This window comes from Cellulosimicrobium sp. BMG9.22 (assembly GCF_059159975.1).
Genome location: NZ_JBZGBY010000018.1, coordinates 79,359 through 89,929, shown reverse-complemented (window position 1 = coordinate 89,929; position 10,571 = coordinate 79,359). Strand labels below are relative to the sequence as shown.

9 protein-coding genes are annotated in these 10,571 nt (G+C 75.9%); 3 read left to right on the top strand and 6 right to left on the bottom strand.

What is annotated here, in order from left to right; translation table 11 throughout:
* Positions 1 to 100: 100 nt before the first annotated feature.
* Entirely contained in the window at positions 101 to 1,255 is a 1,155-nt protein-coding gene (locus AC4H2H_RS13185; RefSeq protein WP_494371263.1) for a glycosyltransferase family 4 protein, read from the bottom strand.
* A gap of 204 nt (positions 1,256 to 1,459) precedes the next feature.
* Between AC4H2H_RS13185 and AC4H2H_RS13180 the strand changes: the two genes are divergently transcribed.
* Complete coding sequence (locus tag AC4H2H_RS13180; RefSeq protein WP_494371262.1) at positions 1,460 to 2,311, top strand: hypothetical protein; 852 nt, start codon at positions 1,460 to 1,462, stop codon at positions 2,309 to 2,311.
* Between the two features lie 178 nt (positions 2,312 to 2,489).
* Here the strand turns inward: AC4H2H_RS13180 and AC4H2H_RS13175 are convergent, their stop codons facing one another.
* On the bottom strand, positions 2,490 to 2,891 hold the full coding sequence (locus AC4H2H_RS13175) for a hypothetical protein (protein ID WP_494371261.1): 402 nt from the start codon (positions 2,889 to 2,891) through the stop codon (positions 2,490 to 2,492).
* A complete protein-coding gene (locus AC4H2H_RS13170; RefSeq protein WP_494371260.1) occupies positions 2,891 to 4,498 on the bottom strand; it encodes a PspC domain-containing protein in 1,608 nt (535 codons plus the stop codon). Before AC4H2H_RS13170 ends, AC4H2H_RS13175 begins: the two co-directional genes overlap by 1 nt.
* Before the next feature lie 135 nt (positions 4,499 to 4,633).
* Here AC4H2H_RS13170 and AC4H2H_RS13165 point away from each other — a divergent pair, with 135 nt between their 5' ends.
* Both AC4H2H_RS13165 and AC4H2H_RS13160 read left to right on the top strand, forming a co-directional pair.
* Entirely contained in the window at positions 4,634 to 5,986 is a 1,353-nt protein-coding gene (locus AC4H2H_RS13165) for a PspC domain-containing protein (protein WP_494371259.1), read from the top strand.
* Between the two features lie 80 nt (positions 5,987 to 6,066).
* A complete protein-coding gene (locus AC4H2H_RS13160; protein ID WP_494371267.1) occupies positions 6,067 to 6,684 on the top strand; it encodes a LuxR C-terminal-related transcriptional regulator in 618 nt (205 codons plus the stop codon).
* A gap of 70 nt (positions 6,685 to 6,754) precedes the next feature.
* Here AC4H2H_RS13160 and cobA read toward each other — a convergent pair whose 3' ends face one another.
* From cobA to cysD, 3 genes are read right to left on the bottom strand one after another with little or no spacing between them, the layout of a single operon-like run.
* Positions 6,755 to 8,158, bottom strand: a complete 1,404-nt coding sequence (cobA, locus tag AC4H2H_RS13155) for a uroporphyrinogen-III C-methyltransferase (RefSeq protein ID WP_494371258.1) — start codon at positions 8,156 to 8,158, stop codon at positions 6,755 to 6,757.
* 8 nt (positions 8,159 to 8,166) lie between these two features.
* Positions 8,167 to 9,561, bottom strand: a complete 1,395-nt coding sequence (locus tag AC4H2H_RS13150) for a sulfate adenylyltransferase subunit 1 (protein WP_494371257.1) — start codon at positions 9,559 to 9,561, stop codon at positions 8,167 to 8,169.
* A complete protein-coding gene (cysD, locus tag AC4H2H_RS13145; protein WP_494371256.1) occupies positions 9,561 to 10,571 on the bottom strand; it encodes a sulfate adenylyltransferase subunit CysD in 1,011 nt (336 codons plus the stop codon). Before cysD ends, AC4H2H_RS13150 begins: the two co-directional genes overlap by 1 nt.

The window sequence follows — 10,571 nt, the reverse complement described above, 5'->3', positions numbered from 1 at the left end:
GGTCGGCTCGCCTCAGGGCGTCGTGACGGACCCCGGTCCTCGAGGTCGGCCTGATCGGTGCGTGGTGGCGTCCTGAGCGCTCTTCGTCGTCGGCGGCAGGTCAGCGGCCCTGGGTGCGGGCTGCGGTGAGGGTGGCGGCTCGGGCGTAGGCGGCCTCGACGTCGTTGAGGACGCGCGGCCAGCCGGCCGAGGACGGGACGTCGCGGTTGTGGGCGACGATCTGGTCCAGGAGGTCGGGGTCGGTCGCGAGGCGGACGAGCGCGTCGGTGAGGCCGGCGTCGTCGTCGGCGAGCAGCGCGTCGACGCCGTCGGTGAGGCGTTCCGCGACGCCCGACTGCGAGCGCGTGACGACGGCGAGGCCCGCGGCCTGGCCCTCGAGGGCCGCGATGCCGAACGCCTCCTCGACGGCCGGTGCGGCGAAGACGTCGGCGCGCGCGTAGAGGCGCTTCAGGCCGGTCGCGTCGAGGCGCCCCGGCAGGGAGACGACGCTCCCGAGGCCGTGCTCGGTGACGAACCGGCGTGCCGCGTCGAGCTCGGGGCCGTCCCCGGCCACCGTCACGTGGAGGGCGCCCTCGGGGAGGCGCGCGACGGCGTCGCGCACCACGTCGAGGAGCGGGAGCACGCGCTTGCGCGGCGCGAACCGCGTGGCCGTGACGACGTGCACGGCCGGACCCTCCATGCGGTCCGCGCGCTCCGTGCGCGGGACGCGCCACGCGTCGAGGTCGAGGCCGTTGTGCAGCACGACGACCTCGCCGCGGTCCCCGACGATGCGGCGCAGCGGGGCCGCGGTGAGCTCGCTCACCGCCGACCACAGCACCGGCCAGCGCGACCACCGCACGACGCGGTCGAGCGCGGCGAACGCGCGCTCGGCGCCGCCCCACACGCTGTGCACGGTGAGCACGGCAGGCAGTCCCGCGCGAACCACGGTGCGCAGCGAGGCCTGGGTCGAGGGCGTGAGCATGCCCATGTGCAGGTGCACGACGTCGGGCCGCGCGCCGCGCAGGATCCTCGCCACGTGGTGGGGGGCGCGCGGATGGACGGGGTAGCCGCCCGGGATGCGCGCGGCGAGCCGGTGGACCGTGACCGCGCCGTCCCGCTCGGTGGTGACGCCGTGCGCCCCCGGGCGGGACGGCGTCGTGCAGACCACCGAGACGTCGTGCCCTGCCTCCGCCTGCTGCTGCGCGAGCCGCGCGACCTGGGTCTCGATCCCGCCGAGCAGGGGCAGGTAGCAGTCGGTCAGGTGGGTGATGCGCACGGACGGCATCCTCCCATCCCTGCGGTCCTCGCCGCGGTGACCAACCGCGTCGTGCCCCTGAGGTGCGCGTTCGCCGCGCGCCGGCAGGCCGTCGTCGCTACCGTGGTCCCGAGCTGGTGGTTCGACCGTCCTCACGGGTACCGCGCCGAGCGCGCCGCCGCAGGGGACGGATCGGGTGGGTCCTGACGAAGGGGAGAACGCGCCATGTCGAGCACCGTCACCGTCACACCGGCGAAGGGGGCGCGGGGCATCGGCCTCGTCTCGATCATCGCCGGCATCATCCTGATCCTCGCGGGCGTCGCGACGTGGATCGTGGTGTCGAACCAGCTCTCCGCGGAAGAGATCACCGTCTCGGAAGACGCCTCCTTCATGGCGGGCCGCCACGTGAACGGGCCGCTCACCGCGTACGCGCAGGCCGAGGTCATCAACGAGCACGCGCTCGAGGCGACCGACGGCCAGACCTACGCGCAGCTCCCGCAGGACGATGAGCGCCGTAACACCGTGATGACGGCGTCGTTCCTCCGCGCCTCCCTCTTCACGTCCGTCGTCGCGTTCGGGGTCGCCGCGCTCGTCGTCGGGCTCGGCATCCTGTTCGTCCTCGTCGGCATGGCGCTGCGGCGGCTCGCCGGCGGCCCGAGCGTCGCGGTCGAGACGCCTGCTGCCTCCACGTCGTCGGGTGACCTGTCGGACGCCGGGCGGCACGTGGCCCCGGCGCACGCGGCGCCCACCGGGCCGCCGGCTCGCCCCGAGGCGACCCCGCCCGCCCAGCCGCCGAGCCGCACGTCTGCGCTCTCCACGCCGGGGGCCGAGGCACGGGCCGCCGCGGCCGGTGCGTCCCCCGCCCCGGCGCACGCCGCCGTCACGGAGCCGACCGGCGCGCCCGGGACCGGCACCCCGACGGCACCGGGCGCCTCGCCCGAGGCCGCCGCCGCGGCGGGTACGGCCCCCGCGACCGACACCTCCCGCGACGCCGTGCCGCCCACGAGCACGGGTCCGACGACGACCACCGGGCAGACGACGACGCCGCCCGATCGCCGCGACGAGCCGAACCCCTGATCTCTCCGGCTGCCCGTCCGGGCGCCGATGACCCGCTCTCGACGGGTCGCACCGCAGAGAGCGTGCGGGACGGCGTCGCTCGGGCACACCGAAGGGCCGTGACCTGACGGTCACGGCCCTTCGGTGACGTCCGGGACGGCTCCCCGTCAGGAGCGGCCGGCCGTCCGGCAGGGCCCCGTCAGCTCCGCCGGCGGCGTGCGCCCGCGACGATCGAGCCGACGACGAGCGTGACGCCCGCGACGACGAGCACGGCGATCGCCGCGAGGCCCATGTCGACGCGAGCGCCCATCGCCGCGGCGAGCGCGACCGCGCCGAAGGCGACGACCACGAACCCCCAGACGATCGTCGCGACGCGCGGTCCCCGGGGGCGGGGAGGCGGCTCGGGGGCGCCGAGCGGGCCGGACGCCGATCCCGACGGCGCAGGGCCGGCGGGCGTCGACGGCGCTGGGCCGGCGGGCGTCGGCGGCAGCGGCTCGGTCGGCCGGTCGCCCGACCCGGTCTCTTGGCCGTCGAACAGCTCGTCGCCCAGCGGTCGCGTGTCGTCGCCCGCGGTGTTCTCGCGGTCCAGGGGGTTGCTCATCAGTTCTCCTCGATCGTGACCTGGCCGGCGCCGACGAGGACGTCGAGCACGAGCACGGGGTCGGCCCCGGCGTCCACCTCGTCGTTGTCGAACGTCACCGACTGCGTGCTGACTCCGTCGATCTCCCGGTCGTCGCCGTCCACGTTCCAGCGCGCGCTCCCGGCGATCACCTGGACGTCGGCGCGGACGGGCACGCCGTCGGGCACGATCACCCGGACGTCGCCGGCGCCGAGCTGGACCGGGACCTCCACGGGGGAGCGGCCGGTCGCGTCGGAGAGGTCGAGGTCCGAGAGGTCGATCGTCGGGTCGCCCCAGCGCACCCCGAACCCCTCCTCGGCGACCTCGGGGTCGGTCACACGGTGCGTCCCGTCCTCGACGGTCCGCGTGCCGTCGAACAGCAGCAGCTCCGGTTCGGAGCGCCACGCCGCCGCGGGCAGGGCCACGACGAGGGCGAGCACGGCGAGCCACCCGAGGCCGCCGCTCGTGCGTCCACGCAGGCCGCTCACGACGATGCCCAGACCGGCGAGGACGACCGACGCGCCCACCCAGGTGAGGAACACCGGCCAGGGCAGCTCGCCCTGCCGGTCGACCATGAGCAGCAGGGCGCCCAGCAGGAGGCTGAGCCCCACGACGATCCCCGTCATGGCCGAGCCCGGCCCCTTCGGGCGCGGCGGGCGGGGAGGCTTCGGCGCCGTCGGTCGGACGGGGGCCGGAGCGACCGGCGGGACCGGAGGCCGCGGCGTGCCCGTCGACGCGTCCGCGAGGTACGGGGGAAGGGGTGCGGTCGTGGCCGGACCACCGGACGCGTACGACGTCGTCTGCGCGCCCCACGTCGCGCGGTCCTGTGCAGAGTCCGCACGGGACGACGCTCCTGGCGAGCCCCACGGGGCGTCGACCGGGCCGGCGGGCGCGACCGGCGGCGTCGCGCCCGTGGGTCCGTACCCCGGGCCGCCCGGCCCCTGCCAGCCCGGACCGGGGACACCAGGGGGCGGGGTCGGGCGTGTGCCCTGACCTCGCGGGCCGCGCTGGGTGATCGCCGAGATCGCCACCACGGCGATCGTCACGATCGCGGCGACCCAGAACAGCCCGGTCAGCCAGCCGAGGTGGAGAGCGTCCCACCACGACCACCAGCCGCCGCTCCAGGAGAGGCCGACGACGACGGACGCGGCGGCACCCAGCAGCGCGACGTCCACGTTCCCGCGCAGCGCCTCCTGGAGGTGGATGCGGCCGTCGCGACGCTCGGGGAGCAGCGCCCACGCCACGCCGTAGAGGACGAACCCGGCACCCGCGAGGAAGAACGTCACGAAGAGGATGCCGCGCACGATGAGCGGGTCGATGCGGAAGCGCTCGGCGACGCCTGCGGCGACACCCCCGATCCAGCGGTCGTCGGACCGGGCGATGCCGACACGGCGCACGGCGTCGAAGAAGCCGTCGGAGCCGGCCGGCCGGGGTGCTCCGGTGCCACCCGGCGTGGGGCCGGCCGGACCGCCCGGCGTGGGGCCGACCGGACCGCCCTGCGGGCCGGGGCCCGGCTGCGCGCTCGCCGCGGGGTCAGCCGCGGCGGGACCGGGCTGCGTGCCGGGATCGGGAAGGTCAGGAGTGCTCATGGCTCCATGGTCGTCCGCGGGGCGTTCCGCCGGTATCGGGTGCCTCCCTGATCCGACCCTGAACCCGTCCCCCGGCCACCCTGGTTTCCCGCCCCGGATGCCCCTGTCGAGCGCACGACGTGTGACGATCGGGGGGTGACGACACCGGCGACCGCGCGCGACCTCCCGCTGCGCCGCCCCGATCAGGGGCGGTGGATCGGTGGCGTGTGCGCGGGCCTGGCGGCGCACCTCGGGGTCCGCGTCGGCGCGGTGCGCCTCGCGATGGCGTTCCTCGGGCTCGCGGGCGGCGCCGGCCTGGCGCTCTACGTCTTCTGGTGGCTCACCGTCCCGTCGGGAGACCCCGCGGCGGCGCGCGACGAGCAGCGGCCGGCGTCGCTGTCGCGCCTCGCGCCGCGCCTGCGGGGCGACGTGCGCCAGCTCCCGGTGCGCGACGTCGCGATCGGCGTCGTCCTGCTCGGCGGGGCCGGTCTGCTCGTGGCGCTGCGGACCGGGGTGGACGTCGAGGTGTCGTGGGTGATCCCCGTGCTCATCGCGCTCGCGGGCGCGGCGCTCGCCTGGAGTCAGCTCGACGCGACCGAGCGAGGCCGCCTGCTCACCCGCGCGGGCGGACGGACGCCGGTCGGCTTCCTGCGCATCGCCGGCGGGCTCGTGATCGTGCTCGTGGGGATCGTGCTGCTCATCGGCCAGGACGCGCGGCCGTCGCAGATCGTCAACGCGACGGTCGCGTCGGTCGCGGTGCTCGGTGGGGCCGCGCTCGTCCTCGCGCCCTGGTGGCTGCGCCTCGTGCGCGAGCTCGGGAACGAGCGCGCGGCCCGCGCCCGCGAGGCCGAGCGGGCCGACATCGCGGCCCACCTGCACGACTCCGTCCTCCAGACGCTCGCGCTCATCCGCGCGCGGGCGTCGGACTCCGACACGGTGGCGCGCCTCGCGCGCGCCCAGGAGCGCGAGCTGCGCGAGTGGCTCTACGACGACCGGCCGTCGCCCGGGACGTCGCTCGCGGCCGAGCTGCGCGCACTCGTCGCCGAGGTGGAGGACGGCCGCATCGGCCGGCGCGCGCAGACGATCGGGAGCCCCGACGGCCTGGACGCGGGACCGGTCGTGATCGACGTCGTCATGGTGGGCGACTGCACCCCGACGCAGGAGACGGCGGCGCTGCTCCAGGCGACGCGCGAGGCGCTCGTCAACGCCGTCGCGCACGGCGGCCCGCCCTACTCGGTCTACCTCGAGGTGAGCGACGACGCCGTCGAGGTGTTCGTCCGCGACCGCGGCGACGGGTTCGCGATGGACGACGTCGCGCCCGACCGGTTCGGCGTGCGCGAGTCGATCCTCGGTCGCGTGCAGCGCCGCGGCGGCAAGGCCGAGATCATCAGCCGCCCGGCGTGGGGCACCGAGGTACGGTTGCGCGTGCCGCGCGCCGCCGCAGCACCAGCACCAGCACCGCGACCGGAGCCCGCCCGCGCGCCGGACCAGACCCAGGAGGCCCCGTGACGACGATCCCTGGCCCGACGACGGAAAGCGCCGCAGGCCCGGGGGGCCCGGTCCCCGTGGTGCTCGTCGACGACCACCACATGTTCCGCGCGGGCGTCCGGGCGAGCCTCGACCCCGCGTACGTCACGGTCGTCGGCGAGGCGGACGACGTCGACTCCGCGGTCGCGCGCGTGCACGAGCTGCGGCCACCGGTCGTGCTGCTCGACGTGCACCTGCCCGGCGGGAACGGGGGCGGCGGGGCGGAGGTCATCCAGCGCTGCGCGGACGTGCTCGCGGACGTGCGCTTCCTCGCGCTGTCGGTGTCCGACGCCGCGGAGGACGTCGTCGCGGTCATCCGCGCCGGCGCGCGGGGGTACGTGACCAAGGCGATCTCGGGGCCGGACCTGTCGGCCGCCGTCGGGCAGGTCGCGGGAGGGGACGCCGTGTTCTCCCCGCGTCTCGCCGGGTTCGTGCTCGACGCGTTCGGCACCGGTGCGGGCGACGTCGCGCTGCACGACGACGAGCTCGACCGGCTCTCCGCGCGCGAGCAGGAGGTCATGCGCCTCATCGCGCGCGGCTACACCTACCGCGAGGTCGCGTCGGAGCTGTTCATCTCCATCAAGACCGTCGAGACCCACGTGTCCGCGGTGCTCCGCAAGCTCCAGCTCTCGTCCCGCCACGAGCTCACCCGCTGGGCGGCCCAGCGCCGCCTCCTCTGAGCCGCCCCGCGCCGCTGAGTGCATGAAATAGTCGCCCTCGAACCGATTCGAGGGCGACTATTTCATGCACTCAGCGGGGGGTCCAGGCCGGGGAGAGGGTGACGACGTCGCCGACGACCGTGACGGCGGGCGGGCGGACGCCGGCCTCGCGCGCGCGGTCGGCGATCGTCGCGAGCGTGCCGACGGTCGTGCGCTGGCGGGGGCCGTAGCCGTCCTCGACGACCGCGACCGGCGTCTCGGGGGAGCGGCCCTGCGCGACGAGCGCGTCCGCGGTCTCCGCGAGCCGCGACACCCCCATGAGCAGGACGACCGTGTGGTCGCTCGCGGCGGGGACCTTGCCGACGTCCTCGTGCCCGGTGAGCACGGTGAACCCGCGCGAGATCCCACGGTGCGTCACAGGGATGCCCGCCGCGGCGGGTACGGAGACGGCGCTCGTCACGCCGGGCACGACCTCGACCGGGATGCCGTGCGCGCGGCAGGCGTCCAGCTCCTCCCCGCCGCGCCCGAACACGTACGGGTCGCCGCCCTTGAGCCGCACGACCCGCAGCCCGACGAGCGCGTGGTGCACGAGGATCCGGTTGATCTCCGCCTGCGGAACCGGGTGGTTGCCCGGCGTCTTGCCGACGTCCACGACCTCGACGTCCTCGCCCAGCTCCGCGAGCAGCCCCCGCGGCCCGAGCCGGTCCACGACGACGACGTCCGCCTCCGCGAGCAGGCGTCGCCCGCGCACGGAGATGAGGCCCGGGTCACCGGGACCGCCGCCGACGAGCGCGACCGAGCCCACGGGTCGCACGAGCGGAGCGGTGATCGCACCGGCCAGCTGCACGTCGGCGTCGGCAGGGGCGTCCACGCAGGGCGACGCCGCCGACGAGTCGGGACGCGTCGCGCGCAGCGGCAGCTCGCCGGTCTCCAGGAGCGCTGCGACGGCGTCGCGCACGCGCTGGGCGCGGCGCGGGTCGCGGCCCGCGTTGACGGAGACGGTGATCTCGGCACCCGCCCCCGACGACGGCACGCGGGTCCGCGCGACGGCCGGCACCCAGGCGGTCGCGAGGTCGGCGTCCCCCGCGGTGACGCAGAAGACGCGGTCGGCCTCGGCGTCGGCCGCGACCTGCGCGTCCACGCCGGGGTCGCCCGTGGCCGTGTGGACGAGCCACGCGCCGTCGAGGTCGCCCGTGAGGTAGTCGCGGCGCACCCAGGTGAGCCGCACCCCGCGGGCGCTACCGGCGACGGCGTGCGCGTGGACCCCGGTGTCGCCCGGTCCGTGCGCGACGAGCAGGTCTGCGAGCTCCTCGCACAGGAACGGCGCGACGACGCTCACGACGGCGCCCGCGTCGAGGAGGCCGCGCGTGCGACGCGCCGCGACCGGTCCGCCGCCGACGACGACGGCGAGCCGGCCGTCGAGGCGCAGCCCGAGCGGGTACGTCTCGTGCGCGGGAGAGCGCCGCGCCTCGTCGATCGGCTCGCTGGTCGTCATGGAGGGCCTCAGATCGTGTATGCGCCGGGGCGCTCGGCGGGGCGTCGGACGGCGGCGAGCGCGTCGCCGACCATGCCGGCGGCGAGGGTGCCGCCGTCCTGGGCGTCGACGAGCAGGAACGCGCCCGTGCGTCGTGCGACGACGTACTCCTCCGCCGCGATCGGCGCCGCGAGGCGCAGGGTGACGCGGCCGATGTCGTTGAGCTCGAGCCGCTCCGCGGGCTCGAGCTCGGCGGTGTCGAGGTCGAGGCGCCCGACGACGTCGCGCACCACGGCCTGCACGGTCCGGGTCGTGTGCTTGACGAGCACGCGCGCCCCCGGCAGGAGCGGGCGGTCGGCGAGCCACGCGACGGTGCCCTCGACGTCCTGCGTGACCTCGGGGGCCTCCGCCGCGGCGGCGATGAGGTCGCCGCGGGCGATGTCGACGTCGTCCGTGAGGCGGATCGTCACGGACTGCGGGGCGAACGCCTCGGTGAGCGTGGCGCCCGACGCGAGCGAGTCGGCGGTGTCGATGCCCGAGACCGTCGTGCGACGCCCGGACGGCAGGACGACGACCTCGTCCCCGACCTGCACCAGGCCCGACGCGACCTGCCCGGCGTACCCGCGGTAGTCGCGGTACCCCTCGGCCGCCGCCCCCTGCGGCCGGATGACGACCTGCACCGGGAAGCGGAACGCCTCGGTCTCCGGGTCGTCGCCCGTGGGCAGCTCCTCGAGCAGCTCGAGCAGGCTCGGGCCGTCGTACCAGGGCGTGTTCGCGCTGCCATGGTCCACGACGTTGTCGCCGACGAGCGCGGACACGGGGAGCGTGTGCACGTCGCCGACGCCGAGCGCCGCCGCGGCCGTCCGGATGTCGGCGGCCAGCTCCTCGTAACGGTCCTGGGCGTAGCCGACGAGGTCGATCTTGTTCACGGCGACCACGACGTGCGGCACGCGCAGCAGGCTCGCGACGGCGAGGTGGCGGCGCGTCTGCTCGAGCAGTCCCTTGCGGGCGTCGATGAGCAGCACGACCACGTCCGCCGTCGACGCCCCGGTGACGGTGTTGCGCGTGTACTGCACGTGCCCGGGGCAGTCGGCGAGGATGAACGACCGCCGTGCCGTCGCGAAGTAGCGGTACGCGACGTCGATCGTGATGCCCTGCTCGCGCTCGGCGCGCAGGCCGTCGGTGAGCAGCGCGAGGTCCGCCGTCTCGAGCCCGCGGTCGCGCGAGACGCGCTCGACGGCGTCGAGCTGGTCCGCGAGGACGGACTTGGAGTCGTAGAGCAGGCGGCCGACGAGCGTGGACTTGCCGTCGTCGACGGACCCGGCGGTCGCGAGGCGCAGGAGCGTGCCGCGGCGCGTGTCGTCGAGCGGCAGCGCGCCCCCGGTCTCGTCCGTGGCGGGTACGTCGGTCGTGTGGGCGCCCATCAGAAGTACCCCTCCTTCTTGCGGTCTTCCATGGCGGCCTCGGAGAGGCGGTCGTCGGCGCGGGTCGCGCCGCGCTCGGTGATGCGCGTGGCCGCGACCTCGGCGATGACGTCGTCGACGCCCGTCGCGTCGGAGCGCACGGCCCCCGTGCAGGACATGTCTCCCACGGTCCGGTACCGCACGGTCTCGGTCCGCAGGGACGCGGCCTCGGTGTCGGTGCGCGGGAGCGAGTACGGCCCGACGGCGAGCAGCATCCCGTCGCGGTCGAACACCTCGCGCTCGTGCGCGTAGTACAGCTCGGGCAGCTCGATGCGCTCACGGGCGATGTACCGCCACACGTCGAGCTCGGTCCAGTTCGACAGCGGGAACACGCGCACGTGCTCGCCCGGCCGGTGGCGCCCGTTGTAGAGGTTCCACAGCTCGGGGCGCTGGTTGCGCGGGTCCCACTGGCCGAACTCGTCGCGCAGGGAGAAGACGCGCTCCTTGGCGCGCGCCTTCTCCTCGTCCCGGCGGCCGCCGCCGAACACGGCGTCGAACTTGTGGCCGGTGATCGCGTCGAGCAGGGGCTGGGTCTGGAGCGGGTTGCGCGTGCCGTCGGCGCGCTCGCGCAGGCGGCCGTCGTCGAGGTAGTCCTGCACGCTCGCGACCTCGAGGCGCAGGCGCAGGCGCTCGGCGGTCGCGTCGCGGTAGGCGAGCACCTCGGGGAAGTTGTGGCCCGTGTCCACGTGCAGCACGGGGAACGGCACCGGGCCGGGCGCGAACGCCTTCACCGCGAGGTGCAGCATCACCACGGAGTCCTTGCCCCCGCTGAACAGCAGCACCGGGCGCTCGAACTCGGCCACCACCTCCCGGATGATGTGGATGCCCTCGCTCTCGAGCGCGTCGAGCTGCGTGAGGCGCCTCGCCCCGGGCAGCGCTGCCCCGGTGGAGCTGGTCGCGGCCGGCGCGGCGGCCGCCGAGGGCGCGCCGGCGGGTGCCGGTACGTCGGTCGTCAGGTCGATGGTCGTCAT

Excerpts from the sequence above, each read along its gene's own strand:
- AC4H2H_RS13175 (WP_494371261.1), bottom strand. The coding sequence starts at position 2,891 with ATGAGCAACCCCCTGGACCGCGAGAACACCGCGGGCGACGACACGCGA.
- cobA (WP_494371258.1), bottom strand. The coding sequence starts at position 8,158 with ATGACGACCAGCGAGCCGATCGACGAGGCGCGGCGCTCTCCCGCGCAC.
- AC4H2H_RS13160 (WP_494371267.1), top strand. The coding sequence starts at position 6,067 with ATGTTCCGCGCGGGCGTCCGGGCGAGCCTCGACCCCGCGTACGTCACG.
- AC4H2H_RS13170 (WP_494371260.1), bottom strand. The coding sequence starts at position 4,498 with ATGAGCACTCCTGACCTTCCCGATCCCGGCACGCAGCCCGGTCCCGCC.
- AC4H2H_RS13180 (WP_494371262.1), top strand. The coding sequence starts at position 1,460 with ATGTCGAGCACCGTCACCGTCACACCGGCGAAGGGGGCGCGGGGCATC.
- AC4H2H_RS13150 (WP_494371257.1), bottom strand. The coding sequence starts at position 9,561 with ATGGGCGCCCACACGACCGACGTACCCGCCACGGACGAGACCGGGGGC.
- cysD (WP_494371256.1), bottom strand. The coding sequence starts at position 10,571 with ATGACGACCATCGACCTGACGACCGACGTACCGGCACCCGCCGGCGCG.